The following is a 24,039-nucleotide window of genomic DNA, read 5'->3' on the forward strand; positions in this document are numbered from 1 at the left end:
CTCGGACCGGGGGCGCCTCAGAGGACGAAGGCCGACGCCCCGTCGTCCGTGACCATGGGGCGTCCGGCGCCGTCCCAGGCGAGCATGCCGCCGTCGATGTTCACGGCGTCGATCCCCTGCTGGACCAGATACTGCGTGACCTGGGCGGACCGGCCGCCGACCCGGCACATCACATGCACGCGCCGCCCGTCCCCGGCGGCTTCGGTCAGCTCGCCGAACCGGCCCACGAAGTCGCTCATCGGGATGTGCAGCGCACCCTCTACATGCCCGGCCGCCCACTCGTCGTTCTCCCGGACGTCCAGGACCAGGCCGTCCGAGGGCACCTCGGCGACGTCCACCGAGGGCAGCGGGGCGAAATTCATGGTCATGCCTTCTCTCGTAACGTACGCGGCCGGGGGTGTCCGGCCCTGATCCGCCGGGCACCCCCCAAGTCACCGGGAACGCTACTGCACCATTTCCGCGAGCTCGGCCTCACGCCGGGAGACCTCGCCCAGCAGCTGCTCCCCGATGTCCTCCAGCAACTGGTCCGGGTCGTCCGGAGCCATCCGCAGCATCGAGCCGATCGCGCTCTCCTCCAGCTCCTTGGCGAGCACCGTCAGCAGTTCCTTGCGCCTGCTGAGCCACTCGAGACGGGCGTAAAGCTCCTCGCTCTCGCTCAGCGGGGTCAGCGGCAGGGCCGGACCCGCCGCCCACTCCGCGGCGAGCTCCTTGAGCAGGTCGACGTCACCGCGCCCGTAGGCGGCGTTCACGCGGGTGATGAACTCGTCGCGGCGCTCCCGCTCCGGCTCGTCCTGAGCGAGGTCCGGGTGGGCCTTGCGGGCGAGCTCGCGGTAGAGCTTGCGGGCCTCCTCGCTCGGCCTGACCCGCTTCGGCGGCCGCACCGGCTGCTCGGTGAGCATCGCCGTCGCCTCGGGGGACAGCCCGTCCGCGTCCATCCAGTCGTGGAAGAGCTCGTCGACCCCCGGCATCGGCATGACGACGGCCCGCGCCTCCTTGGCCTTGCGCGCGTCCTCGGGGTCACCGGTCCTGGCGGCCCGCGCCTCGGCGATCAGCGCGTCCAGCTCGTCGAGCCGCGCGTACATCGGGCCGAGCTTCTGGTGGTGCAGCCGGGAGAAGTTCTCGACCTCCACCCGGAAGGTCTCCACCGCGATCTCGAACTCGATCAACGCCTGCTCGGCGGCCTGCACGGCCCTGGCCAGCCGGGCCTCGGGGCGCGGCGCGGCCTCCTGCGGGTCGTCGCCCTGCCCGGCCGGGGCCCCCTGGGCCTCATGGCCTTCCGGGACCCCCTGGGCCTCCCGGTCGTCCCCGGCCCGCTGGTCGCCCCGGGCCTCCCGGTCGTCCTCCGCGACCGGGGCCCCCTGCGCTTCCGGTGCGGGCTGCGGGTCGTCGGGCCGGTCGTTGTCCTGCCGGTCATCATCGTTCCGGGTGGTCGGCACCCCGGCGGCTTCGTGGGTCACCCGTCCAGCGTATGGCCATGGCCGCCCACCCCCTACCGCGCGGCCGGGGTCCCGCACCGAACGAATCAGCCGGCTCGTCCCCCGGCCACCCCCTCGCGGCCCCGTCAGATGCCGCGCTCGGCGGCTATCCGACCCGCCTTGATCGCCCGCTCCAGCTCCGCGTGGTCCGCCTCCGTACGGTCGGCGTACGTCACGGCGAAGTCGGCCACCGCCTCGTCGAGCTCGTCGTTCTTGCCGCAGTAGCCCGCGAGCAGACGGGGGTCGGCGCTGTGGGAGTGCGCACGGGCCAGCAGCGCGCCGGTCATCCTGCCGTAGTCGTCGACCTGGTCGGCGGTGAGCGCGGCGGGGTCCACGCTGCCCTTGCGGTTCCTGAACTGGCGTACCTGGTACGGCCTGCCGTCCACGTCCGTCCAGCCGAGCAGGATGTCGCTGACGACCTGCATCCTCTTCTGGCCGAGCACCACCCGGCGGCCCTCGTGGGCCGCCTCCGGCACCTCGAAGCCGGCCGCCGGCAGATAGGGCGCCAGCGCCGACCGACGGGCCTCCTTGACCTGGAGGACCAGCGGCTCCCCGCGGTGGTCGAGCAGCAGCACCACATACGACCGGGTCCCGACGCTGCCGGTGCCGACCACCCGGAACGCCACGTCGTGGATCGCGTACCGGGCGAGCAGCGGCGCCCGGTCCTCGGAGACCGTGGAGAGATATCCGCCGAGCCCGGCCGCCACCGCCGCGGCCTCCGCGTCCGGCACACGGCGCAGCACGGGCGGGGCGTCGACGAAGCGCCGGTAGCCGTCCGGGCAGTCCTCCGTGGACCGGGCGGCGAACCGGGCGCTGGTGTTCCGGCGGGCCTTCTCCGAGACCCGCTCCAGGGTCCCGGCCAGATCGCGCGCGTCCGTGTACGAGACGAGCTCCTCGTCCGCGATGGCGTTCCAGGCGTCGAGCGCGGGCATGCGCGCCAGCAGCCGCATCGTGCGCCGGTAGGCGCCGACCGTGTCGAAGGCGCCCTTGCGGCAGGTCTCCTCGTCGGCCCCGGCGGCCCGGCCGGCCAGCACCAGCGAGGTGGCCAGCCGCTTGAGGTCCCACTCCCAGGGGCCGAAGACGGTCTCGTCGAAGTCGTTGAGATCGATGACCAGGTTGCCCCGGGCATCGCCGTAGAGGCCGAAGTTGGCCGCGTGGGCGTCACCGCAGAGCTGTGCGCCCACCCCGGTGACCGGGGTGCCCATCAGGTCGTGGGCCATCAACCCGGCCGCACCGCGCAGGAAGGCGAACGGGGAGGCGGCCATCCGCCCCACCCGGATCGGCGTCAGTCCCGGCACCCGGCCCCGGTTCGACTCCTCGACGGCCCGCACCGCGTCCGGGCGGTCCGCCGGCAGGACCAGGTCACTGTGCGAGGAACGCGGAACCCGGCCGCGAAGCGCCTTGCCCGCGGCCTTCGGCGAACTCGGGGCGCTCACCGGACCCGCTGAACTCGACGAACCCGCCGAGCCCGACGAATCCGGTGTACGGGACGAGCTCGACGAACCCGTCTCCACGCGCCGGGCGAACCCGGGCACCACCGGGATCCGAGCGACCGCCCTCGCGGCCCGCTCCTGCGGAACCGTCCCCCCACCAGCGCCCATGCCCTCGATCTCGCCCATGGAGCGTCACCCCCCACCTTCGTCAGCCCGCCGGCCGGCCCGGTCGTCCGTGCCGGTCGGCAGCGCCGTCCACCAGCGACCGAGCACGACCGTACCGCCGTTCCCCGTCAGCCGCCCGCCCCTGTGGACAACCGGCGGGAGAGCCTCTGGGACAAGGGCCGAGCGCCGCCACGGGGGCGGGCGGCGCGCCGTCAGCAGCGCGAGCCGGATTCCGGGTCCGTCAGATACGTGTCCGCCCACTGGCCGAGCTCCTTGAGCGCGGGCCCCATCGCGGTGCCGGCCTCGGTGAGGCGGTAGGCGACGCGCAGCGGCGGCCCTTCGTCGACCTCACGGAGCACCAGGCCGGCCGCTCCGAGTTCGGTCAGCCGGTCCGAGAGCATCCGCTCGCTGATGCCGGGGATCGCGCGGCGCAACTCCGCGAAGTAGACCGGCTGTTGCATCAGCACCGAGACGATCGGGCCGGTCCAGCGCTTGCCGAACAACTCGAAGACGCGGCTGATCCCCACATCGACCCGCCGACAGGTCTGCTCGCTGTGATCCGCCATGCCCCCAGAGTACTGCGCCGCCATGAGTCGCTTATGAAAAGTAAGGGACTATGCTATTAGTAGTTACGCACGGAAAAGCTCGGCGTAGGCGTCACTCGCCGACCCACCCCTTCGTTCTCTGTGGAGATCCCCATGGCCACGCTTCTGCACCTCGACTCCGCCGTACTCCCCCAGGGCTCCGCGTCCCGCGACGTCACCGCCGCGTTCGTCCAGGCGTGGCTGGAGCAGCACCCGGACGGCACCGTCGTCCACCGCGACCTCGCCGCCGCCCCGGTGCCCCACCTGGACGCGGCCGCGGTGGCCGCGGGGGCCGATGACCCGCTGCGCCGGGAGCTGGCCGAAGAACTGGCCGGGGCGGACGCCGTCCTGATCGGCGCACCGATGTACAACTTCACGATCCCCTCCACCCTCAAGGCATGGCTGGACCAGGTGATCGTCGTCGGGCACAACACCGAGCCCGGCTCCCCCGTCGCCGGCACTCCGGTGACCGTCGTCGCGAGCCGTGGCGGCTCGTACGCCCCGGGCACCCCCCGTGAGAGCTTCGAGTTTGTCCAGAATTACCTGGAGAAGCTGCTCACGACCATGTTCGCCGCCGAGGTCGACTTCATCGTTCCGGAACTGACCCTCGCCCACTCGCAGCCCTCGATGGCCGAGCTGGTGCCGCTCGCCGAAGCCTCCCGCGCCAAGGCGTTCGACGACGCCAGGGAGAAGGCCAAGGCCCTCGCCACCCGCCTCGCCGCCTGACCCCAGCCAGCAGGACGGAACAGAGCGCGTCGGCGAACGACAAAGGGCCGCGGAACTCCTTCGAGCTCCGCGGCCCCGCTATGTCTGAACCCCACTACACCTGAACCGGACCACACCTGAACCGGTCTGCATCTGAACCCGGGCTACGCCTGAACCGGACGTTTCACGTGAAACAAAACACTCCGCCGATACGCGGCCCGGCGGATCGGACGCCCGGACAACGGGTCAGCCCCGCCCCCCGACCGCCACCCCAGCACCGGCACCGGCGGCCGCCCCCGCCCCAGCAGGTTCGTCGGCGGCCTCACCGGCAGCCTGGTCCGCCCCCGTACCGCGCCCGGCTCCTCCACCGCGCGTACCGGCTCCACCGCTTCGCGGACCGGCCCCGGCGGCCGACCCCCGGGCCGACTCAGCCGCCGTGGCGGCCTCCCTGGCCTCGCGCTCGGCCTGCTCCGCCTTCTCGCGCGCCTGGGCCGCGAGGTCCACCCGGCCCTCCGGTTTGATGTGGGCGATGACACCGGGGTGAGCGATCGACGGAAGAAGATGCCGCCACATCTCGGCCACCTGGTCCCGCAGATCGGCGCGGCCGGAGTCCGCTTCGGATATCAGCTGGATACCGGTGAACGAGGCGACGATGATCTTGGCCGACACCATCGGGTCGATCTGGGGGAGCACCTCGCCCCGCTCCTTGCCCAGCTCCAGCATCCGGGCCGTCGCGTCGATCCACTCGCCCCAGGGGTGCGGCCCACCGAGGAAGACCCCTTCGATGGAGAGGCGGGTCCCGGCGCGCGCCATCGCGTTGTGGCGCAGGGCGAAGGCGAACTGCTGGCCGCCGTCCACCAGCGACTGGAGCGGCGATCCGTCCTGGGCGAACTCGACCGTGGAGGTCTGCTCGTCCATGATCGCCTGGGCGATGGCCTCCTTGGACGCGAAGTGGAAGTACAGCGCCCCCTTGGTGACCTTGGCGCGGCGCAGGATCTCCGAGATGGCGGCGCGCTCGTAGCCGTAGTCGTCGAAGACGCTCGCCGCGGCATCCACGATCGACCGCCACGTCTGCACCGCGCGAGCCTGCTTCGCCATTTCCTGCCTCCGGGACGTTCTGTGCGCTCAGCCCTTCACTGCCGAGCAGCCGTCAATCCAGCCTCTGCGGTCAGCGTATGCATGCACGCGGCCCCGCCGACGATCGGTCTGTCCGGAAACCGCTCCGTCGACTGCCCCGGCGGGGTTCCGCAGCCCGCCGGAAGCACCGGCGGGACCACGCCGACCGCGCTGCCTGTTTACCCCGTACAGCCTTCAACAACACGGGGCGACCACAACCTGGACCGCCCCCGGCGAGGGGCGCGCACCACACGGGACGCCCCGGCGAGGGGCGGCGGAAGGGCGTCGACAGCCCCCGAAGAACGACGTGAAACAACGAAGAACCCCCGCTCCGGATCTCTCCGGAGCGGGGGTTCTGTCGAACCAACCCGACAGTCAAGGACTGTCTGTTGTGCGCGAGGGGGGATTTGAACCCCCACGTCCCTAAGGACACTGGCACCTGAAGCCAGCGCGTCTGCCGTTCCGCCACTCGCGCAAGAGTGGTGCTTCCGGGCTCCCTCACCGTGTGGTGCGAGCGCCTGGCGACATCCGGAAGATTAGCACGCTGGACAGGGTGGATTCACATCCGTTGTTTCGCCGATCCCAGGGCGGGAAACGGGAACGCGGAGCCATCGCCCCCACTCCTTCAGAGAGCACCGCGTGTGCGGGACACTGTGAGGAGGCCACCTCTACGATCCGTGTGAGGGGTGACACTCATCCACAGGGCAGAGAAGGGGAACCAGCCGATTTCCCGACGCGTGGATACGATCAGTAAGCAGTACAGGGACGATGACACCGGAGGAGGTGCCCCATGGGGGTCATGAAGCGTTTCGAGCAGCGTCTCGAAGGGCTGGTCAACGGCACCTTCGCCAAGGTCTTCAAGTCCGAGGTGCAGCCGGTCGAGATCGCGGGCGCCCTCCAGCGGGAGTGCGACAACAACGCGACGATCTGGAACCGCGAGCGGACCGTCGTCCCCAACGACTTCATCGTCGAGCTCAGCACGCCCGACTACGAGCGGCTCAGCCCGTACTCGGGCCAGCTGGGCGACGAGCTGTCCGGCCTGGTGCGCGACTACGCCAAGCAGCAGCGCTACACCTTCATGGGGCCGATCAAGGTCCACCTGGAGAAGGCCGACGACCTCGACACCGGTCTCTACCGGGTGCGCAGCCGCACCCTGGCGTCGAGTTCGTCACAGCCGGACCAGCCCGGCCGGCCGGACCAGCACGACCGGCCCCAGCGGCCGGCCCCCGGGCGGCCCGCCGCCCCGCAGGCCCCCGGCGGCTACGGGTACCCCCCGGCCGCCGCTCCGCCGATGCCCGCGGCCCCGCCGCCGGGCGGCGGACGTCCGGCGCCCGGCGCGAGCGACCGGCGCCCGGGCGGGCCCGGCTCCCCGCCGGACGCCCAGGTGCGGCGCTGGATCGAGATCAACGGCACCCGCCATCAGATTTCCCGCCCGACGTTGGTGATGGGACGATCCACCGACGCCGACGTGCGGATCGACGACCCCGGCGTATCGCGCCGGCACTGTGAGATCCGGACCGGAACGCCCTCGACCATCCAGGATCTCGGGTCCACCAACGGCATCGTGGTGGACGGGCAGCACACCACCCGCGCTACGCTCCGCGACGGCTCACGGATCGTCGTGGGCAGCACCACCATCGTTTACCGGCAAGCCGAAGGGTGAAGCGGGGGCAATGTCAGAGCTGACCCTGACGGTCATGCGGCTAGGTTTCCTGGCTGTTCTGTGGCTGTTCGTGATCGTGGCCGTCCAGGTCATCCGCAGCGACCTGTTCGGAACGCGCGTCACGCAGCGCGGCTCACGCCGCACTGCCGCCGACGCGCGCCCGCAACAAGGCCGCCAACAACAACAAGCGGCGCCGCCCCAGCAGCGTCAGCAGCCCGGGCGCCAGCGCCGGGGGGCGCCCACGAAGCTGGTCGTGTCCGAAGGCACCCTCACGGGCACCACGGTCGCGCTCCAGGGCCAGACCATCACGCTGGGCCGGGCCCATGATTCAACGATCGTGCTGGACGACGACTACGCGTCCAGCAGGCATGCCAGGATCTACCCGGACCGTGACGGCCAGTGGATCGTGGAGGATCTCGGGTCCACCAACGGCACGTATCTGGAGCGGACCCGGCTCACCACCCCGACGCCCGTTCCGCTGGGCGCGCCGATCCGTATCGGCAAGACCGTCATCGAGCTGCGGAAGTAGTACGACAATGAGCGAGCGGAGCGAGCGAGCCGCGGCAGCCGGGACGACGGACGCTGCCGGGTTCCCGACCGGAGGGTGGGCAGTGTGGCTCGAGACAGGCTGTACCCCGAGGCGGCGTCGACCGGGCAGGTGCGTATGAGTCTGTCGCTGCGTTTCGCCGCCGGATCGCACAAGGGCATGATCCGGGAGGGCAACGAGGACTCCGGCTACGCCGGGCCGCGCCTCTTGGCCATCGCCGACGGCATGGGCGGCCAGGCGGCCGGTGAGGTCGCCAGCTCCGAGGTGATCTCCACGCTCGTCCAGCTCGACGACGACGTGCCGGGTTCGGACCTGCTGACCTCGCTCGGCACCGCCGTGCAGCAGGCCAACGACCAGCTGCGCGTCATGGTCGAGGAGGACCCCCAGCTGGAGGGCATGGGCACCACGCTCACCGCCCTGCTCTGGACCGGCCAGCGGCTCGGACTGGTGCACGTCGGCGACTCCCGCGCGTATCTGCTGCGCGACGGCGTCCTGACGCAGATCACCCAGGACCACACCTGGGTGCAGCGCCTGGTCGACGAGGGCCGCATCACCGAGGAAGAGGCCACCACCCACCCGCAGCGCTCCCTGCTGATGCGGGCCCTGGGCAGCGGCGACCACGTGGAGCCGGACCTCTCCATCCGCGAGGTCCGCGCCGGCGACCGCTATCTGATCTGCTCGGACGGCCTCTCCGGTGTGGTCTCGCACCAGACGATGGAAGAGACCCTGGCCAGCTACCAGGGCCCGCAGGAGACCATCCAGGAGCTGATCCAGCTCGCCCTGCGCGGCGGCGGCCCCGACAACATCACCTGCATCGTGGCCGACGTCCTGGACGTCGACAACAACGACACCCTGGCCGGCCGGCTCAACGACACCCCGGTCGTCGTGGGCGCGGTCGCGGAGAACCAGGCGGCCCAGCTGAGCGACGGCGGGGCCATGCAGACCCCCGCCGGACGCGCGGCCGGCCTCGGCCGCCCCGTGCCGCCCCCCTCGGGCGGCTTCGGCCCGCCCGGCAGCGGCGACGCGGGGTACGGCCAGATGCCCGACGACTCGTACGACGCGTACAGCGACGACGACCTCGCCAAGCCGCGCGGCGGCCGTAAATGGCTCAAGCGCTCCGTCTTCATCGTGCTGGCACTGGCCGTGATCGGCGGCGGTCTCTACGGCGGCTACCGCTGGACGCAGACCCAGTTCTACGTCGGCGCGCAGAACGAGAACGTCGCGCTGTTCCGGGGCATCAGCCAGGACCTTGCCTGGGTCTCGCTCTCGAAGGTCGAGAAGGACCACCCCGAGATCGAGCTCAAGTACCTGCCGCCGTACCAGCGCAAGCAGGTCGAGGCGACGATCGCCGAGGGCAGCATCGCCGACGCCCGCAAGAAGGTCGAGGAGCTCGCCGTCCAGGCGTCCGCCTGCAAGAAGGACGCGCAGCGCCGCGCGGCCGAGGCCGAGACCAGGGCCCGTACGGACGAGGGCGAGGCCGGCGGCACCGCCGGGGCCCCCGCCGACCGGACTTCCGCCACATCCTCCGCCGCGGGGACCAAGCCGACCACAGCGACTCCCACTCCCGGCCCCAGCCTCTCGGAGGATGAGAAGAAGCTGGTCCCGCAGTGCGGTAAGCAGTAAAGCCGTAGGGGGCCTTCAGCACCATGAGCGTTGTCACCAACACGACCACCATCGGCGCGATCGACGCACCGAGCCGCCGCAACACCGAGCTGGCGCTCGTCGTCTTCGCCGTCGCCATCTCGGTGTTCGCCTACGCCAACGTGGGCCTCGCCCTCAACGGCGAACTGCCCTCGGGCATGCTCGGTTACGGAGCGGGGCTCGCCCTGCTCGGCGGCGTCGCCCACCTCGTGGTGCGCAGGTTCGCCAAGTACGCCGACCCGCTGCTGCTGCCACTGGCCACGCTGCTCAACGGGCTCGGCCTGGCGCTGATCTGGCGCCTCGACCAGTCGGAACGGCTGCTCGCCCACCCCAACTTCGCACCCGCCGCCTCCAAGCAGCTGATCTACTCGGCGCTGGGCGTCGCGCTCTTCGTCGGGGTGCTGCTCCTGCTCAAGGACCACCGCATCCTCCAGCGCTACACCTACATCTCCATGGTGGTCGCGCTCATCCTGCTGATCCTGCCGATGTTCTTCCCGGCCCAGTTCGGCGCGAAGATCTGGATCGTCATCCCGGGCCTCGGCTCCATCCAGCCCGGTGAGTTCGCGAAGATCATCATCGCGATCTTCTTCTCCGGCTATCTGATGGTGAAACGCGACGCCCTGGCCCTGGCCAGCCGCCGCTTCATGGGCATGTACCTGCCCCGCGGTCGGGACCTCGGACCGATCCTGGCCATCTGGGCGATGTCGATCCTGATCCTCGTCTTCGAGACCGACCTCGGCACCTCGCTCCTCTTCTTCGGCATGTTCGTGGTCATGCTCTACGTGGCCACCGAGCGCACCAGCTGGATCGTCTTCGGCCTGACCATGTCGGCCGTGGGCGCGGTCGGGGTGGCCTCCTTCGAGAAGCACGTACAGGACCGCGTCACCGCCTGGCTCGACCCCTTCGCCGGCTGGGGCACGCACCCCGCCAGTGAGCAGATGGCCCAGGTGCTGATGTCCTTCGGCTCCGGCGGCACGCTCGGCACCGGGCTCGGCCAGGGGCACTCCGACCTCATCATGTTCGCGGCCAACACCGACTTCATCCTCGCCACCGTGGGCGAGGAGCTCGGCCTCGCCGGGGTGATGGCCTTCCTCCTCCTCTACGGGCTGATCATCGAGCGCGGCGTCCGCACCGCGCTGGCCGCCCGCGACCCGTTCGGCAAGCTGCTGGCCATCGGCCTCTCCGGCGCGTTCGCGATCCAGGTCTTCGTCGTCGCCGGCGGCGTCATGGGCCTCATCCCGCTCACCGGCATGACGATGCCGTTCCTCGCGGCCGGCGGCTCGTCCGTCATCGCCAACTGGGCGCTGATCGGCATCCTGATCCGCATCAGCGACACCGCCCGCCGTCCCGCACCGGCGCCCGCACCCTCGACCGACGCCGAGATGACGCAGGTGGTCCGTCCGTGAACAAGCCCCTGCGCCGCGTCGCGATCTTCTGCGGCCTCCTCATGCTGGCTCTGCTCCTCCGGGACAACTGGATCCAGTACGTCCGCGCCGACGAGCTCACCAACCGCGCCGAGAACCGCCGTATCCGCATCGAGCGGTACGCCCACGAGCGCGGCAACATCATCGTGGACGGCAAGGCCGTCACCGGGTCCGTCAAAAGCGACGGCAGCGACTTCACGTACAAGCGGGTCTGGAAGGACGGACCCCTCTGGTCCCCCGTGACCGGCTACTCCTCGCAGGCATTCGACTCCTCGCAGCTGGAGAACATCGAGGACGGCATCCTCACCGGCAACGACGACCAGCTCTTCTTCAACCGCACCCTGTCGATGTTCACCGGGGAGAAGAAGCAGGGCGGCAACGTCGTCACCACCCTCAACGGGGCCGCCCAGAAGGCCGCGTTCCAGGGGCTCGGGGACAAGAAGGGCGCCGTCGTCGCCCTGGACCCGGGCAGCGGCGCCATCCTGGCGCTGGCGAGCACACCCTCGTACGACCCCTCGGTCTTCGCCGGCAACTCCGACAAGGACTCCGAGGCCCGGCAGAAGCTGCTGGACGACAAGGACAAGCCGATGCTCAACCGGGCGTTGCGCGAGACCTACCCGCCCGGCTCCACCTTCAAGGTCGTCACCGCCGCCGCCGCCCTGGAGAACGGGCTCTACGACGACATCGACGCCAAGACGAACTCGCCGCTGCCCTGGACGCTGCCGCAGACCGACCTCCCGCTGAAGAACGAGGGGAACATCCCCTGCGAGAACGCCTCGCTGCGCGAAGCCCTGCGCGTCTCGTGCAACAGCGTCTTCGGGAAGGTGAGCGACGACCTCGGCAACAAGAAGATGATCGAGCAGACGGACAAGTTCGGCTTCAACAAGGAAGTCTTCACCCCCGTCCGCGCCGACGCGAGCATCTACCCCGAGGACAACAAGCCGCAGAACGCGATGGCCGGCATCGGCCAGGCGTCGAACCGGACCACCCCGCTCCAGATGGCCATGGTGGCCTCCGCCATCGCCAACGACGGCAAGCTGATGCAGCCCTACATGGTCGCCAAGCGCCAGGCGCCCAACCTGGACGACGTCTACACCCACGAGCCCGAGGAGCTCAGCCGGGCGCTGTCGGGGGAGAACGCCCAGAAGGTCCAGCAGATGATGGAGACCGTCGTCAAGGACGGCACGGGAACCAGGGCACAGATCCCCGGCGTCACAGTGGGCGGCAAGACCGGTACCGCCCAGCACGGTCTGAACAACAGCGAGAAGCCGTACGCCTGGTTCATCTCGTACGCGAAGACCGACGACGGCTCCCCGGTCGCCGTCGCCGTCGTGGTCGAGGACGGCAACGCCAACAGGGACGACATCTCCGGTGGCGGACTGGCCGCCCCGATCGCGCGGGAAGTGATGAAGGCGGTCGTCGACAGCAAGCAGTGAGGCCCGTCACGGCGGCCGTCCGTCCATACCGGACATCGGATACCGGTCGGATATCGGCTGACGGGTGCGGGCCGATCACCAACCGCGTGCCCGGTAGCGTGTGCGCGAACAGCGCACCGCCGGACCACACACACGGGTGCGGTCAGGACTGACGGAGAGGGCTGGAACAGATGGAAGAGCCGCGTCGCCTCGGCGGCCGGTACGAGCTGGGCTCGGTGCTCGGCCGTGGTGGCATGGCCGAGGTCTACCTCGCGCACGACACCCGGCTCGGCCGCACCGTAGCTGTGAAGACGCTCCGGGCCGACCTGGCCCGCGACCCGTCCTTCCAGGCCCGGTTCCGCCGTGAGGCCCAGTCGGCCGCCTCGCTCAACCACCCCGCGATCGTCGCCGTCTACGACACCGGCGAGGACTACGTCGACGGGGTCTCCATCCCGTACATCGTGATGGAGTACGTCGACGGGTCGACCCTGCGGGAGCTCCTGCACTCCGGCCGCCGGCTGCTGCCCGAGCGCACGCTGGAGATGACGATCGGGATCCTCCAGGCCCTGGAGTACTCGCACCGCGCCCAGATCGTCCACCGCGACATCAAGCCGGCCAACGTCATGCTGACGCGCACCGGCCAGGTCAAGGTCATGGACTTCGGCATCGCCCGCGCCATGGGCGACTCCGGCATGACCATGACGCAGACCGCCGCGGTCATCGGCACCGCCCAGTACCTCTCCCCGGAGCAGGCCAAGGGCGAGCAGGTCGACGCGCGCTCCGACCTGTACTCCACGGGCTGTCTGCTGTACGAGCTCCTCGCGGTCCGGCCCCCGTTCGTCGGGGACTCGCCCGTCGCCGTGGCCTACCAGCACGTCCGGGAGGAGCCGCAGCCGCCGAGCAACTTCGACCCCGAGATCACGCCCGAGATGGACGCGATCGTGCTGAAGGCGCTCACCAAGGACCCGGACTACCGCTATCAGTCCGCCGACGAGATGCGGGCCGACATCGAGGCATGCCTCGACGGCCGGCCGGTCGCGGCCGCGGCGGCGATGGGAGCCGTGGGGTACGGGGGTTACGACGGCTACAACCCCGACCAGCCCACCACCGCCCTGCGCCCGACCGACCCGAACAACGCGCAGACCTCGATGCTGCCGCCGATCAACCCGGAGGACGGCGCCTTCGACGACCGCGGGGGCCGCCGGCGCCAGCAGCAGAAGAAGAGCAACCTGTCGACGATCCTGCTGGTCCTCACGGGCCTCTTCGTGCTCGTCGGCGGGATCCTGATCGCCAACGCCGTGTTCAAGGAGACCGGCGACGACGGCCAGGTCAAGGCTCCGAACCTGGTCGGCTCCACGATCGACGACGCCAAGAAACGCGCCGAGAGGACGGGCGTCGTCCTCAAGGTCGGCGGCGAGGAGCCGTGCGAGAGCCAGGAGAAGGGCAACATCTGCTCGCAGTCCCCCGAGAACGGCACGGCGATGAAGGAGAACGAGACCGTCACGGTCATGGTCTCCTCCGGTGCGCCGAAGATCGAGGTGCCCGACGTCCTGGAGAAGTCCGAGGACGGCGCCCGCAAGGCCCTGGAGGACAAGGGCTTCACGGTCAACGTGACCGCGTCCGAGTCCGAGGAGACCGAGGGCACGGTGATCAAGCAGAGCCCGGACGGCGGCTCCAAGGCGGAGGACGGCTCCGAGGTGACCATCACGGTCGCCAAGAAGGCGACCGAGACCCTGCCCGACATGCGCAACCGCACCTACGAGGCCGCGGAGCAGCAGTTGCGGGGCATCGGGTTCACCGAGATCTCGCGGACCGACGTCGATTCGGACCAGGCCGCGGGCACCGTGGTCGAACAGACCCCGGGGCCCGGCAAGCACGCCAAGGACGTGCAGATCGTCCTCAAGGTCTCCAAGGGACCGCCCGAGCCGCCGGAGCCGGAGAAGACCCAGGTCCCCGCAGTCATGGGCATGACGCTCGGCGAGGCCAAGGCGAAGATCCAGGAAGCGGGTCTGACGGTCGGCAACGTCCAGGGCTCGCAGGAGGACGACGCCAGGGTGATCGCCGTACAGCCGAACGTCGGTGAGACCGTGGACAAGGACTCGGCGGTCAACATGATCGCCACACCGGGCGGCGGCGGCGACCAGGGCGGCGGCCTCTTCGGAGGCCCGTCCGGCAGGTAGCGCGCGACCGGTACGACGCTCGTACGGCGAAGGGCCCCGTCACCATGAAGGTGGTGACGGGGCCCTTCGCCGTACCGGCCGCGGAAGCCGGACCGGATCGGGTCGGATCGGTCGGTCGGTCGGTCGGTCTGCGGAAGCGGGACTGATGGATGGGTCCGCGGAAGCCCGACCGAGGATCGGCCTGCGGAAGCCGGACCGATGGAACGGCCTGCGGGAGCTAACTCAGCTCCACCGGCTTCGTACGGTCCTTGTCGACCTTCTCCGTGCGCTCCAGCTCGCCCCAGACGATGTACCGATACTTCGACGTGTAGACCGGCGTGCAGGTCGTCAGCGTGATGTAGCGGCCGGGCTTCTTCACGCCCGACTCCTCCGGGACCGGCTGGATCACGTCGACGTTGAACTTCGAGGTCTCGGGGAGCGTCTTGTAGACCTTGTAGACGTACCAGGTGTCCTTGGTCTCGAAGACGACCGGATCGCCGTTCCTCAGCTTGTGGATGTTGTGGAACTTGGCGCCGTGCCCGTCCCGGTGCGCGGCCAGCGTGAAGTTGCCCTCGTCGTCCCAGGGGAGCGCGGAGGGGACCGGGTCCGTGTAGTAGCCCGCGATGCCGTTGTTCAGGGTCTCGGGATCGGTGCCCTTCTTGACCAGCACCTCGCCGTTCCCCAGGGCGGGCGCGTGCAGGAACCCGATGCCGTCCTTGGTGTCGAGGGCCCCCGGGCCCTGAGCCCACTTGCTGCGGACCGTGTCGCCCTGCCGGTCGGCCTCGCGGTCGGCGAGGACGTTGGTCCACCACAGGGAGTATGCGACGAAGAGCGCGAGCACCAGGCCCGCGGTGATCAGCAGCTCGCCGAAGACGCTGACGGCCGTGGCGATGGGGTGCCGGTTCCGCTGGGGCGGCGGCGCGGACGCGTCGGTCCGCTCGTCGTACCCGGTCCTCGCTACCACCGCACCGCCCCTGTCGTGATGATGTTCAGCCCACGAGCGCCTTGGGCTTTCCCTCGCCGCGCGGCCGTTCGTCGACCATCTTGCCCCAGACGATCAGACGGTAGGTACTCGTGAACTCGGGTGTGCAGGTCGTCAGCGTGATGTACCGGCCCGGCTTCGTGAACCCGGATCCGACCGGGATCGGTTCGATCACCGAGATGTTGGACGGCATGGTCTGCGGCAGGACACTGGTCATCTCGTACGTGTAGTACGCGTCCCTCGTCTCCACCACGATCGGGTCGCCGGGGCTGAGCTTGTTGACGTAGCGGAACGGTTCGCCGTGGGTGTTGCGGTGGCCCGCCACCGCGAAGTTGCCCTGCTTGTCCTCGGGCATCGCCGTCTTGAGCTTGCCCTCGCCGTAGTGGCCGAGCATGCCCCGGTCGAGGACCTTCTCGTTGCTGATGCCCTCGGCGATCGGAACGACGACGTCCAGCTTGGGGATGTGCATGATGGCGAAGCCCTGGCCGGGGGCGAAGGTCCCGGGCTTGCCCGCCCCCTTCGCCCATTCCTCCTGGATCCTGTTCTTCTCCTTGCCGGCGATCTGCTCGGCCCGGACGTTGGTCCACCACAGCTGGTAGGTGACGAACAGCAGCATCAGGACGCCCAGCGAGATGAAGATCTCGCCGACGGCCCGGCTGGCGACCACGGCCGGACTGTCCTTGGCCGCCTTCGCCGCCCGCCGCGCCTCCATCCGGGACAGCGGGGCTGCGGCCCCTCCGGCCCCTCCCGCCGCCTTCGTGGCCCCTCCCGCCGCCTTCGTGGCTCCGGCCGCCGGTGCGGGACGTCGGCCGCGCCCCTTGGCCGCCCTGCGCCGCTCGGCACGCCCTCCGGCGGGCGGCTCGGCCGGGTCGGGCTGCTCAGCCGGACCGGATGGATCAGGTGCGTCGTAGGGTTCCGGCACTATTCGCCGGGTGTCCGTGGTCCGCAGCAACAGCGTCTCGTCGGGAACGGGCCGCGTCGTCACCGTTACAGGAGTCCCAGGAGTTACGGGGCGGGGGCCGGGTCCCGGAACGGGCGCGGGGACGGGCGCTGAGGGCCCCTGGGGGCCGTACCAGTCCCGTTGGTACCCCTCGGGGTCGTACCACTCGCTCGGGGCCTCCTGAGGCCGCTGGAGCCCCCGGTCCGCCCCAGCCGCCTCGGCCGCCCCAGCCACCCCGTCCGGTCCGGCCGGGTCCCCCGGGATGCCGTCGGCCCGGAACCACGGTGAGGCGTGCTGCCCGGGCAGCGGATCGCTGAGCGGGTCCGCCAGCCCGTCCACCGCCGCCACGAACGCGCCGTCCGGCCCGTACGCTCCCCCCGCGTACGGGCCGCCGTCCTGGCCGGCGCCGTCCTCGGGGCGGGGTGCGGTCACGCGACGGCCTTGCCCACCACCGGCGCGAGCCCCGCCGACCGGGCGACGGCTCCTCGGTCGCCGCACTGCTCCAGCCAGTTGGCCAGCATCAGGTGGCCGTACTCCGTGAGCACCGACTCGGGGTGGAACTGCACGCCCTCCACGGCCCGGTCCCGGTGGCGCAGTCCCATGATGATGCCGTCCGCCGTGCGGGCCGTGACCTCCAGCTCCGGTGGCAGCGCGGCCGGTTCGGCGGCGAGCGAGTGGTAGCGGGTCGCGGTGAAGGGGGAGGGCAGCCCGGCGAAGACGCCCTGGCCCTCGTGGTCCACCGGGGAGGTCTTGCCGTGCAGCAGCTCGGGGGCCCGGTCGACGACACCGCCGTACGCGACGGCCATCGACTGCATCCCCAGGCAGACGCCGAAGACCGGGACGCCGGTGTCCGCGCAGTGGCGCACCATCTCGACGCAGACCCCGGCCTGCTCGGGCGTACCGGGGCCGGGCGAGAGCAGGACGCCGTCGAAGCCGTCCTGGGCGTGGGCCGTGGTCACCTCGTCGTTGCGCAGCACCTCGCACTCGGCGCCGAGCTGATAGAGGTACTGGACGAGGTTGAAGACGAAGCTGTCGTAGTTGTCCACGACGAGGATGCGCGCGCTCACTGGCCGGCTCCCGCTCCGCCGGTGCTCTCGCCGTCGACGGTCACATCGCCGAACGGGAGGAGCGGCTCCGCCCAGGGGAAGACGTACTGGAACAGCGCGTAGACGACGGCCAGGAGCAGCACGAGCGCGATGACGCTCCGCACCCATGCGTTGCCCGGCAGATGCCGCCAGATCCAGCCGTACATGCTGACCCCTTCATTCGGTACCCGCACCAGACTAGAGTGCCGCGGCCGGAGAGTGGGTCAGCTGTGGAAAACCTCGGGCCGGCCGCGAAGACGCAGGCCGGCCGGGCGAAGCGGACCGGGCGGCGCGAGCGCGGGTCAGCCGGACAGGGCCGGCGGCCTGCCGTCGCCCACCGGCCGTGTCGCGTCCAGGTGCGCCCAGGCGATCAGCCGGTGGCTGCTGCCCCACTCGGGCTCGCACGTGGTGAGCGTCAGATAGCGGCCGGGCCCCTCGAAGCCGGAGCGACGGGGGACGGGGTCGACGACGGCCGTGTCGGTGGGGACGGTGCGGTACGGCTCCCTCGCGACGCGGTACGTGAACCACGTCGTCCCGTCGTTGACGACCACCGCGTCTCCGGGGCGGAGCCGGGGGAAGTCCTTGAAGGGGTCTCCGTACGTCCGGCGGTGCCCGGCCACCGCGAAGTTCCCCGTGTCCCCCGGGCGGGCGCTCCCGCTGTAGTGGCCGAGGCCCTTCCGCAGGGTGCTGGCCTCGGTGTTCTCCAGGACCGGCCACTCCCAGTCGGCGCCGAAGCGGGGGATGCGCATCGTCGCGAACGGCTTTCCGGCGCGGTACGGGGAGGGGGAGGGGGCCGCGGAGGGTCCGGGCGAGGGGGCGGCGGGCTCCTGGGCCCACCGGCTGTGGAGCGACTCGATCTCCCCCTCGGCCGCTTCGGTGGCCTTGACGCCCGTCCACAGCAGGACGTAGGCGACGAAGAGGACGATCAGGGCGCCGATGGTGATGCACAGTTCGCTGAAGGTCCTGACGATCAGGCGCACCGCTCGCGCTGATCGCGGCGGCGGCCGTACCGACTGTCGTACCGGCACCGGACGGCCTCCCCGGGGATCAGCTCGGGCTCACTCCACAGGCTTCGCGTAGTGGAGGTCCACTGTGCCCGAGTAGCCGGGAAGAGTCACCGCGTCGTCCTCCTCGACTTTCCAGCCCAGCCCGTACGCCTTCACGTACAGCTGGTAGTTCTGGATCGCCGTGGAGTCGTCGAGCGCCTGCTTGAGCCTGCCCCGGTCGCCGACCGCGGTCACCTTGTACGGCGGGGAGTAGACCCGGCCCTGAAGGATCAGCGTGTTGCCGACGCAGCGGACCGCGCTGGTGGAGATCAGCCGCTGGTCCATCACCTGGATCCCGCGGGCCCCTCCCTCCCACAGGGCGTTGACCACGGCCTGGAGGTCCTGCTGGTGGATGACCAGGTCGTTGGGCTGCGGTTCGGGGTAACCGGGGTTGGCGGTGGCGTCGGGGGGCGCGTCGTCGAGGGTCACGCTGACGGCCCCGCCGCTGATCTCCGTGGTGCCCGCCGCCTTCTCCAGGGCCTTCAGCTTGGCGTCCTCGGCCTCGGTGGAGCCGTCGTCGCGCTGGGCGAGCGCGTCGACGTCCGAGCGGGCGGCGGCGACCGAATCGTTCAGCTCGGCGTTGTTCTCGCTGCGCTCCCTGATCAGGTCGGAGAGCTTGAGCAGGGAGGAGTCGCTGCGCAGATTGGTGCCCTTGGCCGTGTTGGCGCTGGTGACGAAGATCAGTCCGGCCAGGGCGAAAACCGCAGCGGTGAGCCCTCGGGCCGCCCACACGGAAGTGTGCCGGACCGGGCTCTTCGGGGAGTCGGCAGAATTGCTCAACGTACCCTTATCTCATCGGGCGCCATGGAAGCACTACGCTAACGGACGCCCGGGGGAGGCGGCATTCCCCCTCGCACCCCGCCCCGGCGCCCGCCACAGATCCCTGCGCGGCCACGCAGCGCATCGACAGGAGAGTCCCTCGTGCCGAAGTCACGTATCCGCAAGAAGGCCGGCTTCACGCCGCCCCCGGCGAAGCAGGCAACGAACATAAAGCTGACCAACCGCAGTTGGGTGGCTCCGGTGATGCTGGCCCTGTTCTTCATCGGGCTGGCCTGGATCGTGCTCTTCTACGTGACCGAGGGCTCCCTGCCGATCGACGCCCTGGGCAACGGGAACATCATCGTCGGCTTCGGCTTCATCGCCGGGGGCTTCGCGGTGTCCACGCAGTGGAAGTAGCGCTCCCCGCGCCGGGCTCTGCCCGTCAAGCCCTGCCCTGAGTTACCCACAGAGTTATCCACAGGCGGGGGAAAAGGTCAGACGATCTGTGGATAACCTCCACTCAGGTTGACGCCGGTGTGACCGCAGCCTCCCTCTCGAGGGAGGCTGCACCCCTTGTGCCCCAGGGAAAAACCCTGTTCAGCGACCAGGGGCACACCTGTTCCCCTTGCCATGCACAAGCACATGCCGTCACTGTGGACAACTGAGGTCTGCCCACGGCCGAGAACTGCGAAGTGGGTCGACCAGGCCGCTCAGGCCGATCAGGTCGATCACGCTCAGGCCGATCGGGTCGGGCTCCGCTGCCTCCGGGCGGGGATGCTCCGCTGCCTCAGGTCAGGGACAGCGTGCGGGCGACGATGATCGCGACGGCCGCCAGCAGAACCAGCGCACAGGTCCCGGCCTGCACAGCTGTACGGCGTTCGCGCGGGGCGTGCACCATGCCGATCGCGATCAGGACGCCCGCGACGAGCCCGCCGACGTGGGCCTCCCAGGCGATACCGCCCATGGTGAAGGTGAAGACAAGGTTCAGTGCCAGCAGGATCAGCACCGGACGCATGTCGTAGTTCATCCGGCGCATCAGCACCGCGGTGGCGCCGAGCAGGCCGAAGATCGCGCCGGACGCCCCCAGCGACGGCTGGTTCGGTGCGGCGATCAGATAGGTCAGGGCGCTGCCCGCGAGGCCGCTCAGCAGATAGAGCGCGAGGTAGCGTATGCGGCCGAGCGCGGCCTCCAGCGGTCCGCCGAGCCACCACAGACCCAGCATGTTGAACCCGATGTGCCACACCTCCTGGTGCAGGAACATCGAGGTCACCAGGCGGTACCACTGCCCCTCCGCGACACCTTCGACCGAGCCCGGCGGCGGCGTCGGGTCCCAGGCACGGCCGAGCAGCATCAGGTCGTCGAGCAGGGAGGCGGGGGCGGCCGCGACCAGGACGAAGACGGCGAGGTTGATCCCCAGCAGGATCTTGGTGATCAGCCGCGGGTCGGCGGCCACGGTCCCGCCCGCCAGCGTGCGGGGCATGCTCGCGGCCGGCGAGTGACCGGTGCCCGAGCCCTGGCGCACGCAGTCGGGGCACTGGAAACCGACGGAGGCGCTGACCATGCACTCGGGGCAGATCGGCCGCTCGCAGCGCGTGCAGCTGATCCCGGTCTCCCGGTCGGGGTGCCGGTAGCAGGTCGGCGCGGCCTCCCCGCCCCCCGGTCCGCTCCGGTCCGCCGGCGGCTGGTGGTCCATCGGTCCTCGGCCCGCCTCTCGGTCTCGTCCCGCGGGGCGGCGCACACACGGCCGCCCCGCTGGTCCGCTATGTAACAGTACGGACGGGCAGGGCGGTTGGTTCCCGGCACTCTCCCGGCGTTCTCCCGGCGTTCTCCCGACGCGCTCGTGCCGCTTCTGCCGCTCATGCCGCATCTGCCGCTCGTGCCGCCTCAGCCGCTCGTGCCGCATCTGTCGCTTCCCGGCGGGAACGGGCGGTCGGCGGGCGGACGGCCCGGGGGCGCGGCGGACCGATTACCGGTCGGCGGCCGGGCGGCGGGCGGTCTCGCGCGTCTCGACGACGACCGACTCGATGACCACGTCCTGGACGGGACGGTCGGTACGCGGGTTGGTCGCGGTGGCCGCGATGGCGTCGACGACCTTGCGGCCCGCCTCGCCGGCGACCTCGCCGAAGATGGTGTGCTTGCCGGTCAGCCAGGCGGTGGGCGAGACCGTCAGAAAGAACTGTGAGCCGTTGGTGCCCGGGCCCGCGTTGGCCATCGCCAGCAGATACGGCTTGGTGAAGGCCAGCTCCGGGTGGAACTCGTCGGCGAACGTGTAGCCCGGGCCGCCGGTGCCATTGCCCAGCGGGTCGCCGCCCTGGATCATGAACCCGCTGATGACCCGGTGGAAGACGGTCCCGTCGTACAGCGGCTTCGTCGTCCTCGCGCCGGTCTCCGGGTTGGTCCACTCACGCTGCCCGGTGGCCAGTTCGACAAAGTTCCTGACCGTCTTGGGCGCGTGGTTCGGCAGGAGCGCGATCTCGATGTCGCCCTGGCTGGTCTTCAAGGTGGCGTAGAGCTGACTGGCCACGATCTGCCTTCCCTCATCCTTCGCTGACGTCCGCCGATCCTCCCACGCAGCGGGAAATGTACGGCCGGATGCCTGGTGAAACGGCGCGTTCGCCGCCGAACCATGGCATTGTCGTCGGCAGACTTCACTTGCACCGTTTTGCCGACTTGTACCGTTTTGACGCACATGGCGATCATGACTCGGATGCCCGTCCCGCATGCCGGTCATGGCCGCGACAGGCATGATTTCGAATTGGGCGGAAAGGCGGAGTACCAACCCGCCACCAAGGAGGAGGATCACGTGTCCCGCATCGACAGCGTGCGCGCCGCAACCGACTCGGCCAAGGACAGTGCGCAGCACGCCGCGGAAGTGGTGGCGCCGTACGCCGACACGGCCAAGGAACAGGCTGCCCACTATGCGCACGAGGCTCGCGCACGGCTCGCGCCCAAGGTGACGAAGGCGGCCAAGCAGGCCCGCGTCCAGTACGAGTCCCATCTCGCGCCCCGTCTCGAACAGGCGCTGACCCACGTGCCGCCGAAGGTCGACGAGGCCGCGCAGCGCGCCGCGTCCTCGACGCGCAAGGCCGCCCGTAGCGCCGCCGAGTACACCGCGCCGCGCGTCGAGCAGGCCAGGGCCGCGGCCCAGCCGGTCGCCGAGCACGCCTCCGCCCGCAGCGCCGCGGCGCTGGCCGCACTGCGGAGCACGGTCACAGCCAAGGAGATCCAGAAGCTTGCCAGGAAGCACGAGCGGCGGGCCAAGGCCGGCCGGGCGACCAAGGGGCTGCTGGTGCTGGGCGTCGTGGCGGGTGGCGCCTATGCCGCCTGGCGCTGGTGGGACAAGCAGGCCAACCCGGACTGGCTGGTCGAGCCGCCCGCCCCCACCGAGGTCGGCGACGAGCGTTCGCCGCTGAGCTCGGTCGACGGCAGCGACCGGACGAACCTCGACCCGGAGGTCGAGGCCAAGCAGGTCGAGGCCGAGTCGGGCGATGGCGACACCCCGGGGGTCGACGGCCGCCCCTGAGGCCGGCCGCCGCTCCCGTACGCACGGGTGGTGAAGAGGCGCCGGGGCGCCGCGGGACGGCATCGGTCCCGCGGCGCCCCGGCGTTTCGGCTGTCCGCGCGCGTCCTCCGGCACCCGTGCCCCGCCCCCGCGGCGGGGACGACGGCGGCTGCCGACCCTCCCCCGAAGGGCGTCGACGGCCGGGTGGCACACTGATCGACGAGGGTCGACGCGAGCGTCGGCCACCGAGCAGGGGGGAAAGCCATGACCGCACCGTGGCCTCGCGCCATCGCCTACGCCGTCGTCGTCACCATGGCCTCGCTGGCGGTCCAGGCGGTCGTGTGCTCCCTCATGCTTCTGCTGTCCGGGGAGCCGGTGCGGTCCGTGGCGGACCTCGTCCTCCTCCCGACGCCGGTCTTCTCCCTCTGCGCGATCGTCGTACTGACGGTGGCCCGGATGGCGCTGTCGGCCCTTCCGCGGTGGCGTACCGCGGCCGTCGACACCGCCCTGTACATGCTGGTGCTCCTGCTCGTCTCCATCGGCTACGCCGCGTACGGCGGGGGGCTCGCCGAAGCGGTGGACTTCGGGTTCGTCATGCTGACCATGGGGATGCTCACCCTCCAACTCCCCGCCGCCCTCGCCGTCTCGGCGCTCGCCCAGCCGCGTCTGGTGGCCGCCCCCGGTTCCGCCGAGCTGTTGCGGCAGCCTCAGCTGCGGTAGCCGGGCGGGGCGTACGGGCTGTCTCGACGACGTACGGGCAGCTTCGACGACGTATGGACTGGTGGACTGTGGGCACGGCCGTGTTCCGTCACGAAAGGTTTCTGCTGTGGTGCGTGTCTCCCGGGCGCGGAAAGCCGCCGTCGCGGTGGCGGTCGGCGCTCTGACCGCCGGTGTGCTGGTGTCGTGCGGGGCGGACTCCCCGGGCGAGGGCGTCGCGTCCGCACCGAACGCGTCGGACCCGGCCTGCGAGAAGGCCGCCGCCCGCTACCCGGACCGCCTCGGCGGCGAGGAGCTGACGTTCACCGACCGGCCCGGGGTGGCGGTCTGGGGCGAGAACGCGATCGTGCTGCGCTGCGGTGTCGAGCTGCCCCTCCCGACCACCGACCCGTGCGCGAACGTCGAGGGCGTGAACTGGGTCTTCCGCGAGGAGCGCTCCAAGGACGACAGCAAGGTGATCGTCACCTACGGTCGTGACCCGGCGGTGGAGGTCGTCGTCTCCGACGAGGTCGTCGCCGTGGACGACGTACTGATCGAACTGTCCACGCTGGTCGAGCCGATCAAGGCGTACAGGGAGTGCGTGGGCGCCGACGACGTGCCGGCCCCGACACCCTCCCCGTGAGGCGACGCCCGCCCTTTGAGGCCGATACCGGCCCTGTGAGACCGACGCCCGCCGATCGA

General features: G+C 70.7%; 24 protein-coding genes and 1 tRNA gene. 11 read left to right on the forward strand and 14 right to left on the reverse strand.

The window, feature by feature from the left end; genetic code table 11:
- Nucleotides 1-17: 17 nt before the first annotated feature.
- The 4 genes from ACLJPL_RS16470 to ACLJPL_RS16485 form a co-directional block, all read right to left on the reverse strand.
- Nucleotides 18-362, reverse strand: a complete 345-nt coding sequence (locus tag ACLJPL_RS16470; RefSeq protein WP_356834813.1) for a rhodanese-like domain-containing protein — start codon at nucleotides 360-362, stop codon at nucleotides 18-20.
- Nucleotides 363-443: 81 nt separating this feature from the next.
- Nucleotides 444-1,457 (reverse strand): hypothetical protein, encoded by a 1,014-nt coding sequence (locus ACLJPL_RS16475; RefSeq protein ID WP_411081587.1) that lies wholly within the window; start codon nucleotides 1,455-1,457, stop codon nucleotides 444-446.
- A gap of 104 nt (nucleotides 1,458-1,561) precedes the next feature.
- Nucleotides 1,562-3,013, reverse strand: a complete 1,452-nt coding sequence (locus tag ACLJPL_RS16480) for a DUF2252 domain-containing protein (protein ID WP_411081779.1) — start codon at nucleotides 3,011-3,013, stop codon at nucleotides 1,562-1,564.
- Between the two features lie 272 nt (nucleotides 3,014-3,285).
- Nucleotides 3,286-3,639, reverse strand: a complete 354-nt coding sequence (locus tag ACLJPL_RS16485) for a winged helix-turn-helix transcriptional regulator (protein ID WP_411081588.1) — start codon at nucleotides 3,637-3,639, stop codon at nucleotides 3,286-3,288.
- 132 nt (nucleotides 3,640-3,771) lie between these two features.
- Here ACLJPL_RS16485 and ACLJPL_RS16490 point away from each other — a divergent pair, with 132 nt between their 5' ends.
- A complete protein-coding gene (locus tag ACLJPL_RS16490) occupies nucleotides 3,772-4,383 on the forward strand; it encodes an FMN-dependent NADH-azoreductase (RefSeq protein ID WP_411081589.1) in 612 nt (203 codons plus the stop codon).
- A gap of 225 nt (nucleotides 4,384-4,608) precedes the next feature.
- On the opposite strand, the gene ACLJPL_RS16495 is transcribed toward ACLJPL_RS16490, so the two are convergent.
- Nucleotides 4,609-5,460, reverse strand: coding sequence for a ScbR family autoregulator-binding transcription factor (locus ACLJPL_RS16495; RefSeq protein WP_411081590.1), 852 nt, complete (start codon nucleotides 5,458-5,460; stop codon nucleotides 4,609-4,611).
- 410 nt (nucleotides 5,461-5,870) lie between these two features.
- Nucleotides 5,871-5,953: transfer RNA gene (locus ACLJPL_RS16500), tRNA-Leu, on the reverse strand.
- A gap of 315 nt (nucleotides 5,954-6,268) precedes the next feature.
- Between ACLJPL_RS16500 and ACLJPL_RS16505 the strand changes: the two genes are divergently transcribed.
- The 6 genes from ACLJPL_RS16505 to pknB all read left to right on the forward strand — a co-directional run bounded on the left by ACLJPL_RS16505 (nucleotide 6,269) and on the right by pknB (nucleotide 14,348).
- Complete coding sequence (locus tag ACLJPL_RS16505; protein ID WP_411081591.1) at nucleotides 6,269-7,141, forward strand: FhaA domain-containing protein; 873 nt, start codon at nucleotides 6,269-6,271, stop codon at nucleotides 7,139-7,141.
- Nucleotides 7,142-7,151: 10 nt separating this feature from the next.
- Nucleotides 7,152-7,670: an FHA domain-containing protein gene (locus tag ACLJPL_RS16510; RefSeq protein ID WP_003967913.1), complete on the forward strand. Its 519-nt coding sequence runs from the start codon at nucleotides 7,152-7,154 to the stop codon at nucleotides 7,668-7,670.
- Nucleotides 7,671-7,805: 135 nt separating this feature from the next.
- The gene (locus ACLJPL_RS16515; RefSeq protein ID WP_411081780.1) at nucleotides 7,806-9,311 is read left to right on the forward strand and encodes a Stp1/IreP family PP2C-type Ser/Thr phosphatase; all 1,506 of its coding nucleotides are present in this window, start codon (nucleotides 7,806-7,808) and stop codon (nucleotides 9,309-9,311) included.
- Between the two features lie 23 nt (nucleotides 9,312-9,334).
- Nucleotides 9,335-10,735, forward strand: coding sequence for an FtsW/RodA/SpoVE family cell cycle protein (locus ACLJPL_RS16520; protein ID WP_411081592.1), 1,401 nt, complete (start codon nucleotides 9,335-9,337; stop codon nucleotides 10,733-10,735).
- Complete coding sequence (locus ACLJPL_RS16525) at nucleotides 10,732-12,189, forward strand: peptidoglycan D,D-transpeptidase FtsI family protein (RefSeq protein WP_411081593.1); 1,458 nt, start codon at nucleotides 10,732-10,734, stop codon at nucleotides 12,187-12,189. The genes ACLJPL_RS16520 and ACLJPL_RS16525 overlap by 4 nt, the downstream gene beginning before the upstream one ends.
- Before the next feature lie 170 nt (nucleotides 12,190-12,359).
- Nucleotides 12,360-14,348 carry a Stk1 family PASTA domain-containing Ser/Thr kinase gene (gene pknB, locus ACLJPL_RS16530; protein WP_411081594.1) on the forward strand — a complete coding sequence of 663 codons (1,989 nt, stop codon included), beginning with the start codon at nucleotides 12,360-12,362 and terminating at the stop codon, nucleotides 14,346-14,348.
- 217 nt (nucleotides 14,349-14,565) lie between these two features.
- On the opposite strand, the gene ACLJPL_RS16535 is transcribed toward pknB, so the two are convergent.
- The 6 genes from ACLJPL_RS16535 to ACLJPL_RS16560 all read right to left on the reverse strand — a co-directional run bounded on the left by ACLJPL_RS16535 (nucleotide 14,566) and on the right by ACLJPL_RS16560 (nucleotide 19,160).
- A complete protein-coding gene (locus ACLJPL_RS16535) occupies nucleotides 14,566-15,291 on the reverse strand; it encodes a class E sortase (protein WP_411081595.1) in 726 nt (241 codons plus the stop codon).
- A gap of 25 nt (nucleotides 15,292-15,316) precedes the next feature.
- On the reverse strand, nucleotides 15,317-16,681 hold the full coding sequence (locus tag ACLJPL_RS16540) for a class E sortase (protein ID WP_411081596.1): 1,365 nt from the start codon (nucleotides 16,679-16,681) through the stop codon (nucleotides 15,317-15,319).
- Nucleotides 16,678-17,316 (reverse strand): aminodeoxychorismate/anthranilate synthase component II, encoded by a 639-nt coding sequence (locus ACLJPL_RS16545; RefSeq protein ID WP_411081597.1) that lies wholly within the window; start codon nucleotides 17,314-17,316, stop codon nucleotides 16,678-16,680. Before ACLJPL_RS16545 ends, ACLJPL_RS16540 begins: the two co-directional genes overlap by 4 nt.
- Nucleotides 17,313-17,501 carry a hypothetical protein gene (locus tag ACLJPL_RS16550; protein ID WP_411081598.1) on the reverse strand — a complete coding sequence of 63 codons (189 nt, stop codon included), beginning with the start codon at nucleotides 17,499-17,501 and terminating at the stop codon, nucleotides 17,313-17,315. The genes ACLJPL_RS16545 and ACLJPL_RS16550 overlap by 4 nt, the downstream gene beginning before the upstream one ends.
- Before the next feature lie 135 nt (nucleotides 17,502-17,636).
- Nucleotides 17,637-18,314 (reverse strand): class E sortase, encoded by a 678-nt coding sequence (locus ACLJPL_RS16555; protein ID WP_411081599.1) that lies wholly within the window; start codon nucleotides 18,312-18,314, stop codon nucleotides 17,637-17,639.
- Between the two features lie 78 nt (nucleotides 18,315-18,392).
- Nucleotides 18,393-19,160, reverse strand: a complete 768-nt coding sequence (locus tag ACLJPL_RS16560) for a DUF881 domain-containing protein (RefSeq protein ID WP_411081600.1) — start codon at nucleotides 19,158-19,160, stop codon at nucleotides 18,393-18,395.
- A 141-nt stretch (nucleotides 19,161-19,301) separates the two neighbouring features.
- On the opposite strand from ACLJPL_RS16560, the gene crgA reads away from it, so the two are divergent.
- Nucleotides 19,302-19,556: a cell division protein CrgA gene (gene crgA / locus ACLJPL_RS16565; RefSeq protein WP_411081601.1), complete on the forward strand. Its 255-nt coding sequence runs from the start codon at nucleotides 19,302-19,304 to the stop codon at nucleotides 19,554-19,556.
- Nucleotides 19,557-19,926: 370 nt separating this feature from the next.
- Here the strand turns inward: crgA and ACLJPL_RS16570 are convergent, their stop codons facing one another.
- Both ACLJPL_RS16570 and ACLJPL_RS16575 read right to left on the reverse strand, forming a co-directional pair.
- Nucleotides 19,927-20,832 (reverse strand): rhomboid family intramembrane serine protease, encoded by a 906-nt coding sequence (locus tag ACLJPL_RS16570; protein ID WP_411081602.1) that lies wholly within the window; start codon nucleotides 20,830-20,832, stop codon nucleotides 19,927-19,929.
- Between the two features lie 273 nt (nucleotides 20,833-21,105).
- Complete coding sequence (locus tag ACLJPL_RS16575) at nucleotides 21,106-21,663, reverse strand: peptidylprolyl isomerase (RefSeq protein WP_411081603.1); 558 nt, start codon at nucleotides 21,661-21,663, stop codon at nucleotides 21,106-21,108.
- 279 nt (nucleotides 21,664-21,942) lie between these two features.
- Here ACLJPL_RS16575 and ACLJPL_RS16580 point away from each other — a divergent pair, with 279 nt between their 5' ends.
- The 3 genes from ACLJPL_RS16580 to ACLJPL_RS16590 all read left to right on the forward strand — a co-directional run bounded on the left by ACLJPL_RS16580 (nucleotide 21,943) and on the right by ACLJPL_RS16590 (nucleotide 23,980).
- Complete coding sequence (locus ACLJPL_RS16580) at nucleotides 21,943-22,662, forward strand: DUF5324 family protein (protein WP_411081604.1); 720 nt, start codon at nucleotides 21,943-21,945, stop codon at nucleotides 22,660-22,662.
- A 243-nt stretch (nucleotides 22,663-22,905) separates the two neighbouring features.
- Nucleotides 22,906-23,361, forward strand: coding sequence for a hypothetical protein (locus tag ACLJPL_RS16585; protein WP_411081605.1), 456 nt, complete (start codon nucleotides 22,906-22,908; stop codon nucleotides 23,359-23,361).
- 106 nt (nucleotides 23,362-23,467) lie between these two features.
- Nucleotides 23,468-23,980 carry a DUF3515 family protein gene (locus ACLJPL_RS16590; protein ID WP_411081606.1) on the forward strand — a complete coding sequence of 171 codons (513 nt, stop codon included), beginning with the start codon at nucleotides 23,468-23,470 and terminating at the stop codon, nucleotides 23,978-23,980.
- Nucleotides 23,981-24,039: the final 59 nt, after the last annotated feature.

The sequence above is a fragment of the Streptomyces sp. cmx-18-6 genome (assembly GCF_046548915.1).
Classification (GTDB): Bacteria; Actinomycetota; Actinomycetes; order Streptomycetales; family Streptomycetaceae; genus Streptomyces.

Excerpts from the sequence above, each read along its gene's own strand:
- ACLJPL_RS16470 (WP_356834813.1), bottom strand. The coding sequence starts at position 362 with ATGAATTTCGCCCCGCTGCCCTCGGTGGACGTCGCCGAGGTGCCCTCG.
- ACLJPL_RS16485 (WP_411081588.1), bottom strand. The coding sequence starts at position 3,639 with ATGGCGGATCACAGCGAGCAGACCTGTCGGCGGGTCGATGTGGGGATC.
- ACLJPL_RS16490 (WP_411081589.1), top strand. The coding sequence starts at position 3,772 with ATGGCCACGCTTCTGCACCTCGACTCCGCCGTACTCCCCCAGGGCTCC.
- ACLJPL_RS16495 (WP_411081590.1), bottom strand. The coding sequence starts at position 5,460 with ATGGCGAAGCAGGCTCGCGCGGTGCAGACGTGGCGGTCGATCGTGGAT.
- ACLJPL_RS16505 (WP_411081591.1), top strand. The coding sequence starts at position 6,269 with ATGGGGGTCATGAAGCGTTTCGAGCAGCGTCTCGAAGGGCTGGTCAAC.
- ACLJPL_RS16510 (WP_003967913.1), top strand. The coding sequence starts at position 7,152 with ATGTCAGAGCTGACCCTGACGGTCATGCGGCTAGGTTTCCTGGCTGTT.
- ACLJPL_RS16515 (WP_411081780.1), top strand. The coding sequence starts at position 7,806 with ATGAGTCTGTCGCTGCGTTTCGCCGCCGGATCGCACAAGGGCATGATC.
- ACLJPL_RS16520 (WP_411081592.1), top strand. The coding sequence starts at position 9,335 with ATGAGCGTTGTCACCAACACGACCACCATCGGCGCGATCGACGCACCG.
- pknB (WP_411081594.1), top strand. The coding sequence starts at position 12,360 with ATGGAAGAGCCGCGTCGCCTCGGCGGCCGGTACGAGCTGGGCTCGGTG.
- ACLJPL_RS16550 (WP_411081598.1), bottom strand. The coding sequence starts at position 17,501 with ATGTACGGCTGGATCTGGCGGCATCTGCCGGGCAACGCATGGGTGCGG.
- ACLJPL_RS16570 (WP_411081602.1), bottom strand. The coding sequence starts at position 20,832 with ATGGACCACCAGCCGCCGGCGGACCGGAGCGGACCGGGGGGCGGGGAG.
- ACLJPL_RS16585 (WP_411081605.1), top strand. The coding sequence starts at position 22,906 with ATGACCGCACCGTGGCCTCGCGCCATCGCCTACGCCGTCGTCGTCACC.